At 57.3% G+C, this 14,530-nt stretch carries 16 protein-coding genes; 1 reads left to right on the top strand and 15 read right to left on the bottom strand.

What is annotated here, in order from left to right; translation table 11 throughout:
- Positions 1-142: 142 nt before the first annotated feature.
- Positions 143-580 carry a c-type cytochrome gene (locus tag ACP7AL_RS16645; protein ID WP_425993038.1) on the top strand — a complete coding sequence of 146 codons (438 nt, stop codon included), beginning with the start codon at positions 143-145 and terminating at the stop codon, positions 578-580.
- A gap of 36 nt (positions 581-616) precedes the next feature.
- Here the strand turns inward: ACP7AL_RS16645 and ACP7AL_RS16640 are convergent, their stop codons facing one another.
- The 15 genes from ACP7AL_RS16640 to bchC form a co-directional block, all read right to left on the bottom strand.
- The gene (locus ACP7AL_RS16640) at positions 617-883 is read right to left on the bottom strand and encodes a hypothetical protein (protein WP_425993036.1); all 267 of its coding nucleotides are present in this window, start codon (positions 881-883) and stop codon (positions 617-619) included.
- A 36-nt stretch (positions 884-919) separates the two neighbouring features.
- The gene (locus ACP7AL_RS16635) at positions 920-1,405 is read right to left on the bottom strand and encodes a TspO/MBR family protein (protein WP_425993034.1); all 486 of its coding nucleotides are present in this window, start codon (positions 1,403-1,405) and stop codon (positions 920-922) included.
- Positions 1,405-2,607 (bottom strand): geranylgeranyl diphosphate reductase, encoded by a 1,203-nt coding sequence (locus tag ACP7AL_RS16630; protein ID WP_425993032.1) that lies wholly within the window; start codon positions 2,605-2,607, stop codon positions 1,405-1,407. Before ACP7AL_RS16630 ends, ACP7AL_RS16635 begins: the two co-directional genes overlap by 1 nt.
- The gene (locus tag ACP7AL_RS16625; RefSeq protein WP_425993030.1) at positions 2,607-3,959 is read right to left on the bottom strand and encodes a BCD family MFS transporter; all 1,353 of its coding nucleotides are present in this window, start codon (positions 3,957-3,959) and stop codon (positions 2,607-2,609) included. The genes ACP7AL_RS16630 and ACP7AL_RS16625 overlap by 1 nt, the downstream gene beginning before the upstream one ends.
- 2 nt (positions 3,960-3,961) lie before the next feature.
- Positions 3,962-4,852 (bottom strand): chlorophyll synthase ChlG, encoded by an 891-nt coding sequence (gene chlG / locus ACP7AL_RS16620; protein ID WP_425993028.1) that lies wholly within the window; start codon positions 4,850-4,852, stop codon positions 3,962-3,964.
- Positions 4,845-6,302: a transcriptional regulator PpsR gene (gene ppsR / locus ACP7AL_RS16615; protein WP_425993026.1), complete on the bottom strand. Its 1,458-nt coding sequence runs from the start codon at positions 6,300-6,302 to the stop codon at positions 4,845-4,847. The genes chlG and ppsR overlap by 8 nt, the downstream gene beginning before the upstream one ends.
- Before the next feature lie 185 nt (positions 6,303-6,487).
- Entirely contained in the window at positions 6,488-7,411 is a 924-nt protein-coding gene (pufM, locus tag ACP7AL_RS16610) for a photosynthetic reaction center subunit M (RefSeq protein ID WP_425993024.1), read from the bottom strand.
- Positions 7,412-7,441: 30 nt separating this feature from the next.
- On the bottom strand, positions 7,442-8,275 hold the full coding sequence (pufL, locus tag ACP7AL_RS16605) for a photosynthetic reaction center subunit L (protein WP_425993022.1): 834 nt from the start codon (positions 8,273-8,275) through the stop codon (positions 7,442-7,444).
- Between the two features lie 131 nt (positions 8,276-8,406).
- A complete protein-coding gene (pufA, locus tag ACP7AL_RS16600) occupies positions 8,407-8,604 on the bottom strand; it encodes a light-harvesting antenna LH1, alpha subunit (RefSeq protein ID WP_425993020.1) in 198 nt (65 codons plus the stop codon).
- 12 nt (positions 8,605-8,616) lie between these two features.
- Complete coding sequence (gene pufB, locus ACP7AL_RS16595; RefSeq protein ID WP_425993018.1) at positions 8,617-8,832, bottom strand: light-harvesting antenna LH1, beta subunit; 216 nt, start codon at positions 8,830-8,832, stop codon at positions 8,617-8,619.
- Positions 8,833-8,950: 118 nt separating this feature from the next.
- On the bottom strand, positions 8,951-9,190 hold the full coding sequence (locus tag ACP7AL_RS16590; RefSeq protein WP_425993016.1) for a hypothetical protein: 240 nt from the start codon (positions 9,188-9,190) through the stop codon (positions 8,951-8,953).
- 42 nt (positions 9,191-9,232) lie between these two features.
- On the bottom strand, positions 9,233-10,684 hold the full coding sequence (bchZ, locus tag ACP7AL_RS16585; RefSeq protein ID WP_425993014.1) for a chlorophyllide a reductase subunit Z: 1,452 nt from the start codon (positions 10,682-10,684) through the stop codon (positions 9,233-9,235).
- Complete coding sequence (gene bchY / locus ACP7AL_RS16580; protein WP_425993012.1) at positions 10,684-12,294, bottom strand: chlorophyllide a reductase subunit Y; 1,611 nt, start codon at positions 12,292-12,294, stop codon at positions 10,684-10,686. The genes bchZ and bchY overlap by 1 nt, the downstream gene beginning before the upstream one ends.
- A 10-nt stretch (positions 12,295-12,304) precedes the next feature.
- Positions 12,305-13,300, bottom strand: a complete 996-nt coding sequence (locus tag ACP7AL_RS16575) for a chlorophyllide a reductase iron protein subunit X (RefSeq protein WP_425993010.1) — start codon at positions 13,298-13,300, stop codon at positions 12,305-12,307.
- Positions 13,297-14,238, bottom strand: coding sequence for a chlorophyll synthesis pathway protein BchC (gene bchC, locus ACP7AL_RS16570; RefSeq protein ID WP_425993008.1), 942 nt, complete (start codon positions 14,236-14,238; stop codon positions 13,297-13,299). Before bchC ends, ACP7AL_RS16575 begins: the two co-directional genes overlap by 4 nt.
- Positions 14,239-14,530: the final 292 nt, after the last annotated feature.

Here is a 14,530-nt window from a genome sequence, read left to right as displayed (position 1 = left end):
ATGGTCGCGATATGCAGGTTAACGGCTGGCTAAAAACCACACAGGTCCAGCCCATTGACAAGTAGATTTGATATTCTAATGCGTCAACATAACTTAACATCTCAGGTGTTCCAAATACCAAACTGAGTCCAGGGAGAAGAATGTGGTGCCCCATATCATTAAGTATTTCGCAACCGCTGCGGCCGGTATCGCTCTTACGACGAATTTTGCCACTGCGCAGGATGCAGCAAAGGGCGAGATTGTATTCAAGCAATGCATGACCTGTCACCGCATCGGTCCCGACGCAAAGAACCTCGTTGGTCCGGTGCTGACAGGGATTATCGGCCGGCAATCCGGCACGGCGCCAGGCTTTGCCTATTCGGCTCTTAACAAATCAGCGGGCGAAAACGGGCTGGTCTGGAGCAACGATCTCATCATGCAATATCTTCCGGATCCGAATGCGTTCTTGAAGAAATTTTTAACCGATAAAGGCAAGCCAGAACTCGCAACCGGCTCTACCAAAATGGCTTTCAAGCTGACTGACGAACAGCAACGCAAGGACGTGATCGCTTACATCGATAAATTCTCTGAAAAGAAGTGAATCTCCCACATCGGAGATCCGAACGTCGCTGGCCAATCAATTGCGCCAGCGACGTTTGAGATCAATAACATGCGATAGTCCGGCGCCTGCAAGACACGCGCAGGCTATCATCCATCCTCCGCCCAAGAGCACAGTTCTCAGTGCGAGCAATAAAAACGCTCCTGCGAGAAGATTGGGAACGAGATCGGCAAGAGGTATGCCTTTTTTTCTGAAAGAAAAATAGGCCGCAAGAACCCCTGCCTCCAACAACACGAGAAGCAAAACGATATCCACGAGAAGTCCGCTATCGAACAATTGGGCCATGTCTTAGGATCGCATCCAGCAATGGATAGGGCAATCTCAGAAGGGTCCGTTCAAACGCACGACCTCGAGATTCAATACCGCCGCGAAAGCGACCCAGACCAGATACGGCAACAGGTACAGGCTTGCAGACAATGATCGGCGCCAGAAAGAGACGATAAGCATCAGGATGGATATCAAGAGAAATACGACCTCTATTAAAGCCCAATCTGGCCGTCTCAACGCGAAGAACAGCGTGCTCCACAGCACATTCAGAAATCCGTTCAACGCGAACAGCCCGATAACCCATTCGCGCTGAGCCTTATCCGAGGCCGAACGCCAGGCATAAACTGCAGAAGCGGTGGCCAGCGCGAAGATCAGAGTCCATGCCGGTCCAAAGAGCCAGTCAGGAGGCTGCCAAGAGGGCTTGCGCAAATTCTGATACCACGGCCCGGTATCGGTGAGCGTTCCGCCCAATACACCGATAAAAATCGCGACACAGGCGGCGATCAGAATGGGCTTCCAGAGCGCGCGGCCAGCCGACATCACGCCGATGCCAAGCCCGCCATGTGAGCTAGATTCTTGAAGAATATCCTCACATGAGCAATTGGTTTCGCGCGCACGAGCTCCTTGTTCATATAAGCATCCCAAGTAAGCTTCTGAACGTCTCGATCCCGGCAAATGCTGACGAAGCGCTCGCGCCGCCGATCATTGGAATACCAATACCACTGCATGACACCGAGAATCCAGAAGACAATCCCGTGCATTTTCATGAAGCGCTTGCGCGCCGTACGCAATGCGGCTGCCTTTCCGGTCTGAAGAAACAGTTCCATCGCTTCCGCTGCAAGACGCCCGCCGATCATGGCGTAGTAAATTCCCTCCCCAGAGGCCGGTGCGACGACACCGGCAGCATCCCCGGCGAGCAGCACGCTATGGCCGTCATCCCAGCGCGGCAGCGGGTGTAGCGGAATCGGCGCACCTTCGCGACGAATGGTCTCCGATCTGCCGAGACCTGCGGCACCTCTGAGCTCGCTGACAGAATCCTTCAGCGAAAACCCCTTGCGGGCCGACCCTGTCCCGACCGAAACCGTATCGCCATGCGGGAATATCCAGCCATAAAAATCGGGCGACACCGTTCCCCTGTAATACACGTCACAGCGCGTTCCATCGAAGCTCGTAACGGCGATATCGGGTGATCGGACGATCTCGTGATACGCGAAAACAAATGGCAGCCGGTCCGCGCCTGGAAGACATTGCCGTGCCACAGCGGAAAGTGCGCCATCCGCACCGATCATCGCACGTGTACGCACAAGACAATCTCGCATCGACCCATCAGGCTCCCGGGTCTCGTAATGAACTGTGGTTACATTATTCGCATCGCGATCAAAGCGCTTGAAAAATCCTGTACGCCGTTCGGCCCCAGCCTGAACAGCGCGCATTCTCAGCCATTCGTCGAAAATCTCGCGATCCACCATACCGACAAAGCCCCCATCGATCGGCATATCGACTTTCTTGTCCGACGGGGAAACCATGCGCGCGGAATTTACCCGAGCGACCAGCAGGTGATCAGGAATATCGAAGTCGCGAATGAGACGCGGTGGAATCGCCCCACCGCATGGCTTGATCCGTCCCGCCCGGTCAAGCAAAAGGACCTTTCGGCCAGCCTGCGCAAGATCATTTGCTGCCGTGGCTCCCGAGGGACCGCCGCCAACAACCACAACGTCGAACAGTTCGTTATCCGTGGTCATCATGCACCCCCTGGGACAGCTATCGTTTGTATATCACTGATGCCGCTCTTATGAGCCCTGCTTGCTGGTAGCGCGCGATGGACCCAAACGGCCATGATCGCGGCTACAACAAAAAGCAACGCCTCTCCGGCAAACACAGCCGAATAAGACAGCGCAGGTGACGACAGGAAGAATCGGGCGATATCGCTTGCAAGCGTACCGGCAAAACCTCCGAGACCGAAGGCGAACGCCTGCGCCGCGCCCCACAAGCCCATGCGCACGCCTTCGCGCTTCTCGCGTCCTGAAGTAACAAGCGACATCATCGATCCGATTGCGGCGACCGCGTATGCACCGTTGGCAACACCGAGCATAAAGACGGTTTCGCGGAACGGCCACAAGGGCCCTGTCATCGCCGCCGCGACAAGACCCAAAAGGGCGACAGCAGACGCGAGGCACCCCCCGACCGTCCACATCTGAAGATTTCCGCGTGATCGCGGAACAATCGCACCGGCCAAGGGTACGAGCGCCATGCCGACCAGCGTGCCGCCGTGCTGAAGTCCAGACAGTTTGGTCGTCTCGCCCGGCGTAAGGCCAAATACCAGCCCTGCGAATGGCTCAAGAATGAGATCCTGCGCGCTATAGGCCAGCATGGAAACGAAAACAAAGATTGCGAAGCGTCTTGCCTGTGGCTCTGACCACACATCCATGAGCGCTTCAGGGAATGAGGATTTTCCCACGATATTCTTCCGCACTGGGAGCACCTGCACCGGCGGCGTGCCTTCGATTCCCCAAACGCCCAAAAGGGTCAGAACCATTGCTGCCGCAGAGACAAATCCTGAAACGATCACGAGCCGAAGCATCGAGAATGGATCGAGCATTTGACCCGCTACGCCGGTTGTCACAATGAAGCCGGCTATCATCATCACCCACACGAGCGTGGCCGCGGCTGCGCGGCGCCGGTCGTCAGTTTTTTCTGCCAGCAAAACAAGTAAAGACGTTCCTGCAGCACCAACGCCGCCCCCTATCAGGCAGAATGCGCAGACGGCAAGCGTGATTCCAATGATCGGCTGTGTGGTCATCCAAGCCGTAGCTACGGACGCCAGAACGCCGCCTGCCGCCAGAACGCCCATGCCGCCGACGATCCAGGGCGTTCGTCGCCCGCCCATATCCGATCCGTGTCCCCACGCGGGTCGAAAGACCTGCAATACATAATGTATCGCGACCAGCGCACCCGGAAGCATCGCTGGCATCGCAAGCTCCACAACCATCACCCGGTTGAGTGTCGATGTTGTTAGAACGACGATGGCTCCGAGGCCGGTCTGCACCAGGCCCAACCGGACAATTCCAAACCATGACAGCGCCCTGTCCGACATCGTTACCCTCCACGAATAGCCGCAAGCGCAAACGCGCTGACGACCATCCCCAGCACATAACAACTGATCCCTGTGCCGTTGTACCAGGGAGCTCGTTCACGCGGACTCTTCAGAAAATGGGCCATAAAAAACAGCTGACCCACAACCAAGACGGCGACCGCTGTGGCATAAACAGGGCATTGCCAAACGATCAGCATTGCCACGACGATCAGCTGCGGAGCTGCCATCACGAAGCACGCGAAGCGCGCAGCATTCTCTACGCCGAGAAGCACCGGGAGGGAATCGATGCCCATCCGCTCGTCGCCTTCGACGGATTTGAAATCGTTCAAAGTCATGATGCCATGCGCACCCACGCTATAAAGGAGCGCAATCAGGACGATCCGCGAGTCGGGACTGGCCGCGGTCATCACCGCCGCGCCGGTGAACCAAGGTAATCCTTCGTAACAGAGTCCGCAGGCCGCGTTGCCCCACCACCCGTTCTGCTTCAGCCGGATCGGTGGCGCGCTGTACGCCCACGCCAGCACCAGCCCGAAAACGGCTGCTGCGAACCCCCATGGGCCGAGCAGCGTTGCAAGCAGTAGTGACAACACAGTCCAGCCGATGGCGATGTAAAGACCCCATTGTCCGGGCACACGTCCCGATGGAATCGGCCGCGCCGGTTCGTTGATCGCATCGACATGACGATCGTACCAGTCGTTGACTGCCTGACTGGTGCCGCACACCATGGGTCCGGCGAGCAATACGCCTGCCAAGATTACCGGCCAGCGTTCTCCGACTGAGACCCCCGAAGACACAACTCCGCACCCGAACGCCCACATCGGCGGAAACCACGTAATCGGCTTGAGTAGTTCGAGCACCACCGCCGGCGCGGGGCGAATAACCGCACTATTCATCGTCGCCCTCATCATCTGATGCGTGCTCAGCAAGTCCGAACCGGCGCAACTTGACGTAGAGGCTCTGGCGACTGAGGCCGAGCATATCCGCCGCCGACGCGCGGTTATTACCAGTCAGCTCCAACGCCGCTTCGATTGATAACTTCTCGATGACATCGGTCGTTTCCCGCACTAGGTCGCGCAGCGGCACGCGGCCGATTAGTTTTGTGAGCTCAGCTATCGACCGAGGGAGCTCTCGTTCTCCAGATCCCGACACAGAGAGCCGCGTATCGATATTTCTGATGGTAAAGCCAAAGTTCGGCTTGTCGCCGCCGTCTTGCAGCGACACCGCCGACATCTCTATCTCCGTCAAGCCGCCGTATTCACCGTGCAGGACGGTGGCAAAGAGTTTAACGGGACTTCCCTGGCGAAGATTTGCGAATGCTATGCTGAGATCGACACCTGCCCGGCCGATCCAGCGATCGAGCGGTTCACCTCGTGCCTGTTCTTCGCTGGACATCTGGGTCATGTCGAGAAATGCGCGATTGGCGCGGAGCACACGTCCGTCATTCTGTGTAATCGCCATGCCATCAGGCGCTTCTTCGAAGTGCCTCATAAGCGTCGATGTCGCTATCAGACTGCTGTTTTCAACGATTGGCTGTTCACTCGAAAACCGCAGAAGAAAAAGGGACGCATTTTCCTGCCTGAACAGAGATGCAGAAAGGGTACAATCCCGCCCGTTCTTTGCAATTCGAAACCGGCCGCTGCGATCACGCCCGGTTGCCCGGACGTCCGCTAGAAGATGGCTTATATTCAACGCATTCTCGCGATCGGCATGATCAAGCAAACTGGATTTCAGAATTCTTGGCGCACTCTCGTCAAATAACGCAAGTGATGCCGGATTGGCCTCTGAAATCTGATAGGTCGTGGCATCAACGATCATGACGCCCTCGGATGAGACCTGAAACAGAAGCCGGTAACGGGTTTCGGCGTGACGCAGCCGGGCGTAGTCCCGCTCCATGGACTGCTGCGCGCTGATCAGTCGCCGTTGCATTGCCGCGAGCGAGCGAAGGTCGCGACCCAGGACAACAAAGCGATCCTTGCGCCCTATATCGACAGCCGAATAAAGCACAGGGATATCCTCGCCACTCGGCGATGGATGATTGACTTGACGCCAAGGGGATAGCTTTCGGGACGCTGCGTCCTGCAGAAGTTCGTCTACCTTGAAGCGGGTTTCGGGCGTAACGACCTCCGAAAACTTTGAGCCAAGCCACCGGCCATGAGCATCCAGTTCGAGCGACAAGTCTTCTTTGTTGAACGCTACGTCTCGAATTACGCCCTGGCCATCGACAACCACGGCGACGTCCGTCGCAGCGGCGATCAGCTTGGCGGCAGATTTCGCACCGAGATCGCCCAGCGAATCCTTCGGAGATTTGAAATCCCGTGACAGGGTAAATATCCTCCGTAACAAGAATGACCGTCACCACGGCGTCCTTCCCAGACAAGTCTTGTTATTGATTGCGAGACAAATTTCAGGCTGGCCGAGCCGGCTTTCTCATCGCAACAGGTTCTTCGGTCAAAGACGTGTCGATGAACCAAGTAAGTCGTCCGCCGGCGTAGCGAATCTTCGTCGGCGGACGCTGTCCAGATTTGCTTCTACCTTGGCGTGGCAAGTCCGTGCTTGACGCCCCAATCAAACCAGTTATCGACCACCGTGCCCGATAGAAGAATGCCGATTCCACCCGTCAGCGGACATAAAACAGCGAACCACCACGCCCATCGATGAATCGATTCCGCCGTGGCGTTGAACCCCATAGTCCAGCGCCAGAACAGCGCTGCACGTTCCAGCGCAGTTCCCCGGTCGACGATCTGCTCGATCTCGCGCTCCCCGCCGTATCGACTCACCGCGAGAATCGTGGCGCCGTGCATGGCGAACAGAAGAGCGGAGCCATACAGGAATGCAATCGAAAGCATGTGGAACGGATTGTAGAAGAGATTGCCGTGCGTGATCGAGAAATTGTTCGTCCAGTCGAGGTGCGGGAATATTCCGAACGGAACGGCTTCACTGAAGCTGCCCATCAGCAGCGGCCGTATAAAGCCCAGGACGAGATAAAGCCATATCGCGGACAGGAAAGCCCAAGACACGTGCGTACCCATGCCAAGCGCGCGAGCAAGCCGATAGGTTCTTACCCACCACAAGAGGATCGACGTCGTGAGAAAGAAGCCGGCCATCAACCACCAGCCGCCCTCTTTCAGCGGCGGAAACGAGATGCCGTATTCAGGTTTCGGTGGATCGAGCGAAAGCCAAGGCAATTGCCTGACAAATTCGATCGGACTCCAGTTCACAGAGGCGAGCATGTTCAGGCCAATAATTTCTATGGCAACAATGCCGCAGATGATTGAGAGCAGACCAATGTATCCCAGATAGATCGGGCCGACCTGGGCATCTCCGATTTTTCCGAGCCAATAATTGAACCTGCCTTCGCCCGAGCGAGTCCATATGCCGGGGGGCACGGGAATGCCGGGATAAATTTCACTTCTGACCTGAACTTGCGTGAAGAAGTTTTGATACTGGGCCATGGCGAGAATCTTTCTTGTGGCCGGATGAGATTATGAGGACCAGATGGGAAGATTGCGCCACCAGTTCCACCACTCAGACCAGGCCTGGCCTTCGGACCAAAGTGGACCGCTGATGACAATGCATACCGCGCTGAAAAAGACCGCAGACAGTGCGACAAACAGGCCGAGGCGATGAATGCCTATCGTGCCGACCGAATATCCGATCAGATCACGAAACACGGTATTTTCATGCTCGGGCGACTTTACAGGCTCGCCTTTGTCCGGATTGGTCGACGACAGGATTAAACCGCCGTGCAACGCAAGCGCCAGACACGTCGTAAAGAAAAACGTGATGGCGATCATGTGCGCAGGATTGTAATGGAAATTGCCGTACTGGTAGCCGGTGTTCGATACCCAATCCAGATGCGAGATGATGCCGTAAGGAAAACCGTAGCTCCAGGAACCCATCAGGAGCGGCCGGATCACAACAAGCGTAAAGTACGCGAAGATCGCGAAGCTGAATGCGAAAGGTATGTGGTATCCGATACCGAGCTTGCGACATATCTCAACCTCGCGGAGCGCCCAGGACACGAAGGCGCCCAAAGCGCACACCGTGACAATCTGCCAGATGCCTCCTTCCTGGAGCGGCGCAAACGAGAGACCGTACTTTACGTCTGGCGGGTTGATGCTGATTTGCCAGATGTTCCAAGTCGGTCCCAGCGACGCTCCCCAGAGGATCATCGCGATGCCGACGAGGGAAAAGAAGATCGTCGTCATGCCGAAAAATCCGACATAGAACGGTCCTGCCCAGAAGTCGAATAGATCGCCGCCGATTAGCGTTCCTCCGCGAATGCGATACTTTCTTTCAAAGCTTAGCATTGCCATCGACCGTTCCTCCGCCTGCAAATTCAAAAAACCGCACTTTGCAAAGTTTGCCTTTTCAACTTCCCGGAGACGGATGAGAACGGCCGCTCACTCCGATACCCATCCGTCCCGGTACGCTGCAGTTCATGCCATCAAGACGGCATGGCCGGTGGTGTGTACGGCAGAGAAATCTCTGACGTCTTTGCCGGACCCTTTCGTGGACCATCAAGCCAGTTGAACCGATCGGTACTGAGCAGGATGAAATGGATCACGATTGCGAGTCCAAACAGGAACGTAAACAGCATGATCAGCGCACGGCGCGGATCAAACAGAAGCCAAATTCGCCACATAATTGCCTCCCGTTAGGACAAGTAAGACAAGGAAAGACTGGCGAAATGCTGGACGCTCTCGAGCGCCGCCTTATAGCCGCCGGGGCCCGGCAACCAAGGTCGCCACATCCACGCAAGGATGTGGGCAACCACAGCGATCACCGTGAAGAGTATGAAACTCGTCATGAAGATCGAGTGGAATTCCTTGGCTTCCTGTTCGGATAACCCCGAAAGGGAACCATCTTTCATTTGGTATTCCTCCTAGTGTTGGCCTTTCGGCCGTTCGCCGCCCGAGCTTTGGGCGACAGCGAATGCCGTTTCATTTCTGCAACGGCAATATCCCGACCGGAAACGCCGGGCGGAATTCTCACAACCCCATGAACGACGAAGCGACGCATTCGCTGGCCGCACTTTTTGCTTCCCCGAAAATCGAAAGCCGTTTCGCGGGCCGCCGGAAGAAGGATTGCTCGCGCCAAGGTATGATACGAACCACAAACGCCTGGCACAGGAACAGAACAAAGCAGGCAGCAAACATCAAATGGGATTCGATTGTTTCCCTATTGGGGAACAGTCTCGAACGATGACCGTTGTCAGCATAGTCAGACATGGGTCGGACCTCGTGTTTGTGGAAAGACAGTTTTGATCGCGCTCATGCAGGTTGTCCTTCCATGAGAGACTGGCGGGCTTGGATCACAAAATCCGTCGTCACGCGATCTTCGCCGGCGCGCCGCGCACCGCGCTCGGCAGCATCGCGCAGTCGTTTTGCGGCAGAGATACGCACAAGAACCGGCTGCGCCTCCAGCACTTCGTCGAGAAGTGCCTTCGCGTCGTCGCTCCAAAGGATTTCCTGATGCAGCCGCGCCGGCGTCGCATCGACGCGGTCCATATCGGCAGCTAGCGGCAGAATATTGAAAAGCGCATCGAATAAAGCGTTGCAGACTTCCTGAACCAGATAGGTAGCGCCCGAGTATCCCATGAACGGCGTTCCGGTATGCCGGCGGATCACGGCGCCCGGGAACGACGCGGGGATGTACATGGCTCTGCCGCCCGCTTCGGCGAGATACATCCGTTCGTTGTAGCTGCCAAACAGGATCAGCGGCGGCGTCTCGCGCACAGCTTTGCGGACCGATTCGTTATCAGGCTTCACGCCAGCCTTTCGCGCGAACGAGAATGTGCAGGGCAGGCCCATCTCGGTCTCGAGGAAGTTTCTGACACCGCGCGCATATGTCTCATTCGCCACGATCGCAAAGCTTGCGGTGCCGAAAAAGTCCTGGGTCACCGAGCGCCACAGATCCCAAAGTGGCTTGATCGTCGTGTATTTCTCGCGTTCGATAAACGGCTCCGGATCGATACCGAGAAGTTCGCCCAGCTTGCGAAGGAATTTTGTCGTACTGTGCAAGCCGATCGGCGCCTGCAGGTACGGACGCTCCAGCGCCTCACACAACATACGGCCAAATTCGCGATACATGCAGACGTTGACGTCGGCATTTGTCAGCTTTGGAATATCGGCAAGATGGCTGCCGAGCGGAAAAACCATATTCACATCCGCGCCGATGCCCTCGATCAACCGGCGGATTTCCGCAAGATCGGATGGCATATTGAATGTGCCGTAGATCGGTCCGATGATATTGACCCGCGGCCTGACATCCGGCGCACGCGGCTTGCGCTCCGGAATCTTCTTCAGTCCATATTCCTTCCAAAGCCAGACAATTGCGCGATCGGCGCTTTGCCATTGATCTTCGTCGATGGTACGCGGCAGGAACCGCTTGATGTTGGTGCCTTCCGGGGTCACGCCGCCGCCGATCATTTCCGCGATTGAACCGGTGACGACCACCGCAGGCATAAACGGATCGAGCGTGCGATGCGCGCGCCTCATTGCCCCTTCTGTTCCGGTTTGGCCCAGTTCTTCTTCACCAAGACCGGTAACCACAATCGGCAATTCATGCGGCGGCAGGGCATCTGTGTAATGAAGCACCGAGGTGACCGGAAGGTTCTCGCATCCGACCGGTCCGTCGATGATGACCTGCATACCCTTCACCGCGGTGAAGGCATAGACCGCACCCCAGTAACCACCTGCCCGATCGTGATCGAGGACGAGCATCAGATCATTTCCTCCGACTTGCGCTTCTTGGCCTGCGCTTCGATCTGCTTGCGGTACTTCTCCCTGAATGCCGGATTGTCTTTCGGTGTGTCTTCCCACACGCCGGCTGAAAACCCATCGCCTATATCGCCAAAGAAATCTTTCATGTCATCGAAGCGGCCCTGATTGGCCAATGCCGCATTCACGACCTGCGCAAGCGATCCGGCTCCCGCCACGCCGAACAGCGGACGCGCTGAAATAAGATTCGTGAAATAGAGCGACGGGATTGCGATCTGCTTCGCCTTCTGCACGACAGGCGTGGTGCCGATTGCGAGATCCGGCTTGAACTCTTCCATCGCCGCGAGATCCATCTCGAGCGATGCCCGGTATTGGACACGCGTGCCCTTCGCCTCGAGCCATTCGCGGTCAGGATCGGACCATTGCGTTCGCGGACAAGCCGATCCGACATAAGGAACCTGCGCCCCGCTCTCAATGAGCAATCGCGCGATAAGCAATTCGGACCCTTCATAACCCGAGATATTGATCCGTGCGTTGACAGGTTTCTCTGCAAGCGCCGCCTTGATTGCTGGAAGAAAACGGTTCTTGGCGGCATCGATTTTGTCACGCGGGACGTTGCAAGCAGACCCGATGGCCTCGAGCCAGGCCTCGGTGCCGTCATGTCCGACGGGTGCCGATCCGACGATCTTTCTGCGGGCGAGATCGAATTGACGGAAACTCGCGGTGTAGAATGGATGGATCGCAGCCACCACCGAACAATCAAGCGCGGCATACAGCTCACGCCACTCGCGCGTCGGCACGACCGGGCCTGCAGCTAGCCCCATCGGCTCCAGCATCATGCCGATGCCGACCGGATCCGCGGGGAACATCTCGCCGACAAGGGTCACCGTAGGTTTTTCGCTGCGTCCGCCGCGCGGCGCCTGGACAGGCCCCTGCTCCACTTCCTTACGAGCATATTCGAGCATCGCCGCCGCAAGCACGTCCTTTGCTTCGGCGTGCGTCGGAACACCAAAACCAGGGACATCGATGCCGATAATCCGCACGCCATTGATTTCATCCGGCAGAAGATCGAGAGGAACGCCGGAAGCCGTCGGCACGCAGAGGTTCGTAATTATAATGGTGTCGTAAAGCGCAGGATCGGCCAGCTTGAACACCGCTTCCCTGATGTCCTCGAACAGCTTTCCCGTCACCAGCGTTTCGGAATTGAACGGCACGTAACCAACAGTCCGCCGCGCACCGTAAAAATGCGAGGTGAAGGTCAATCCATAAACGCAGCAGGCCGAACCGGACAAAATCGTCGCAGTACGGCGCATGCGCAGCCCGACGCGTAGCGATCCGAAAGCAGGACACATGCTTTGCGGTTGGTCGTGCGGACCCTTCGGATAGTCGGCGGCGTAGCGATCAAGAACTTCGCTCTTTCCGGCCGCAGCCGCTGCGGCTTTGAGCTCCGCTCCACCCGCGTGGCAGCCTATTCCATCCGTCTTCGTTGCCGCCTCGTTGATCGCCGGAGCGGCGGCAACCGCCGGTTCGCCTGCGCTGACATCCACCCCGACATCGTCAGTCACGACAGAGTCAGCTATCGCACCGGCATATCGAGGAAGGATGACGTTCATGCCCTGCCCCTCAAACCGCGTCGTAAACGACTTCGAGGGACGGCTTGTTCACGACGGACGCGCCGCACATGTCTTCCATGGTGGCGGGATCGAGTACCACGCCGCGTCCAACCACCTCGCCCTTGAACAGACCGAGCAGCCCATCCTGCGTGAGCGGCGCCGGACGAACCGGCGGAGCCAACCCGACATTCCGCGCGAGTTCCTCGAATAGCGAACTCCACTGCCCACCAGGCAAGCCGATGATTTCGTAATTCGCACTTTTCTTGCGGATGTCGTCGTCGGCCGGAATCGCAGCAAGAACCGGAATACCAACCTTCTCAGCGAATGCAGCCGCCTCACCCGTGCCGTCATCCTTATTGATGACCATGCCGGCAACACCGACGTTGCCGCCCAGCTTGCGGAAATACTCCACCGCCGAACAGACATTGTTCGCAACATAAAGCGATTGCAGGTCGTTCGAGCCGACCACGATCACCTTCTGGCACATGTCGCGTGCGATCGGCAGACCGAAGCCCCCACACACCACGTCCCCGAGAAAATCGAGCAGGACGTAATCGAAACCCCACTCGTGGAATCCGAGCTTTTCTAGAAGCTCGAATCCGTGAATAATGCCGCGGCCGCCGCAGCCGCGCCCAACCTCCGGTCCGCCCAGTTCCATGGCGAATACGCCATCGCGCTTGAAGCAGACGTCGCCAATCTTGACTTCCTCGCCGGCCAGCTTCTTTTTTGACGAAGTTTCGATGATTGTTGGACATGCGCGACCGCCGAACAGGAGCGACGTTGTATCGCTCTTGGGATCGCATCCGATCAGAAGAATTTTCTTGCCCTGCTGCGCCATCATGTAAGACAGGTTGGCCAGCGTGAAGCTCTTGCCGATGCCGCCTTTGCCGTAGATCGCAATGATTTGTGTTTCCTTCGTCACCGGCGTCGTGACCGGAGCATTCGGCTCGATGGCCGCTTCGGAGCGCAGCGCATCCTTCATGCTGATGTTGGGCACGACATTCATGAGCTGTGACTCCAGTTCAGAACCAGTTTTAGACATGCAGGATCATCGAAAGCGATTCGGTAGGCGGCGGATGCGGATTTTGCGTCGTGGCGATGCGTGATCAGACCGTCGAGCGACAAGCGCCCGCTCTCGATGAGCGTCTTGGTCGATACGAGATCTGGCTGCTGCCATTCAGCGGCGACCCGCAAGCGCGCCTCACGCATGAAAGCAGGCGGAAACGCAAAAGAAAGTGGCTCGCTGTAAAATCCGGCGAGAACGATTTCACCGCCCGGCGCTATGCGCCCGATCAGTGCATTAAGCAGACTGGCGTCGCCGCTGACATCGTAGATGGTCTTGTAGTCGCGACGGGGATCGGCTTCCGGATCGAGCACCTGATAGCCGGTTGCCCCTCCCGCCCGCACCGGGTTCTTCTCCCACACCACTGGCGGCGCGGCACCAATCGCCATCGCGATGCGCGCAAGCAGCCGGCCGAGCACACCATGACCGACGATGCATTGAGGAGGTGACGAACCTGGCGCCGCCATCGCATGGTAAGCTGTCGCGGCCAGCGCCAACAAAATCCCGCGGTCGCCGAGTTGCGAGTCTAGCGGAACCACGCGCTTCGCTGGGACCACCAGCCTGGAAGCCGATGCTCCAAACAGACCTCGTATCTCACCGAAACATTTTGCGCCGGGCACAAACACACGTTCGCCTGCGCGTATGGCTGATGCAGAACCTGCCTCGACGATGCGGCCGACCGATTCATATCCAGGAACAAGCGGGTAACCCATGCCCGGGAACTGCGGCATGCGACCGGACCAAAGCAGGCGCTCGGTCCCGGTGCTAACACCACTCCATTCCACGTCGACAACGACGTCCTCGGCGGTTGGATCGGTCAACGCGAGCCGAGTGATTTCAACGTGCTCCGGCTCTTTCAGAACGATAGCGATGGTCTCCATCGCAAACTCCGATCATCGCAGGCTGATCCCGCGTGTGTCACGTTATGCTTACATTTTATTGTGTCAAGTAAGATTAACGACTTTAGCTAACTCTTGCCGTGATTACAGTTGTCAGAACGGGCATGCGGGCTGGCAAGAGCCGCACATCGGAGAACCCAGCCTGCTGCAGCATGGTACGCATCCGACGAGCGCCGTCTTGTCTGATGCGGTATATTTCGCGAAGCGTGTGACCTTAAGTCTAGCTTTAAGGTCATCAGGCGATGCGGGTCGAGGTTTTAGGCGGGTTGGAGCG

Source organism: Afipia sp. DC4300-2b1 (genome assembly GCF_049895725.1).
GTDB lineage: Bacteria > Pseudomonadota > Alphaproteobacteria > Rhizobiales > Xanthobacteraceae > Afipia > Afipia broomeae.
This window is presented reverse-complemented; position numbering and strand designations above follow the sequence as displayed.

Bases quoted from the DNA above. Each gene is read 5' to 3' on its own strand.
- chlG (WP_425993028.1), bottom strand. From the start codon at position 4,852: ATGAATAGTGCGGTTATTCGCCCCGCGCCGGCGGTGGTGCTCGAACTA.
- ACP7AL_RS16625 (WP_425993030.1), bottom strand. From the start codon at position 3,959: ATGTCGGACAGGGCGCTGTCATGGTTTGGAATTGTCCGGTTGGGCCTG.
- pufL (WP_425993022.1), bottom strand. From the start codon at position 8,275: ATGGCAATGCTAAGCTTTGAAAGAAAGTATCGCATTCGCGGAGGAACG.
- bchZ (WP_425993014.1), bottom strand. From the start codon at position 10,684: ATGCTCGTCCTCGATCACGATCGGGCAGGTGGTTACTGGGGTGCGGTC.
- pufM (WP_425993024.1), bottom strand. From the start codon at position 7,411: ATGGCCCAGTATCAAAACTTCTTCACGCAAGTTCAGGTCAGAAGTGAA.
- ACP7AL_RS16590 (WP_425993016.1), bottom strand. From the start codon at position 9,190: ATGTCTGACTATGCTGACAACGGTCATCGTTCGAGACTGTTCCCCAAT.
- ACP7AL_RS16630 (WP_425993032.1), bottom strand. From the start codon at position 2,607: ATGACCACGGATAACGAACTGTTCGACGTTGTGGTTGTTGGCGGCGGT.
- bchC (WP_425993008.1), bottom strand. From the start codon at position 14,238: ATGGAGACCATCGCTATCGTTCTGAAAGAGCCGGAGCACGTTGAAATC.
- bchY (WP_425993012.1), bottom strand. From the start codon at position 12,294: ATGAACGTCATCCTTCCTCGATATGCCGGTGCGATAGCTGACTCTGTC.
- ACP7AL_RS16575 (WP_425993010.1), bottom strand. From the start codon at position 13,300: ATGAATGTCGTGCCCAACATCAGCATGAAGGATGCGCTGCGCTCCGAA.
- ACP7AL_RS16640 (WP_425993036.1), bottom strand. From the start codon at position 883: ATGGCCCAATTGTTCGATAGCGGACTTCTCGTGGATATCGTTTTGCTT.
- pufB (WP_425993018.1), bottom strand. From the start codon at position 8,832: ATGAAAGATGGTTCCCTTTCGGGGTTATCCGAACAGGAAGCCAAGGAA.
- ACP7AL_RS16635 (WP_425993034.1), bottom strand. From the start codon at position 1,405: ATGTCGGCTGGCCGCGCGCTCTGGAAGCCCATTCTGATCGCCGCCTGT.
- pufA (WP_425993020.1), bottom strand. From the start codon at position 8,604: ATGTGGCGAATTTGGCTTCTGTTTGATCCGCGCCGTGCGCTGATCATG.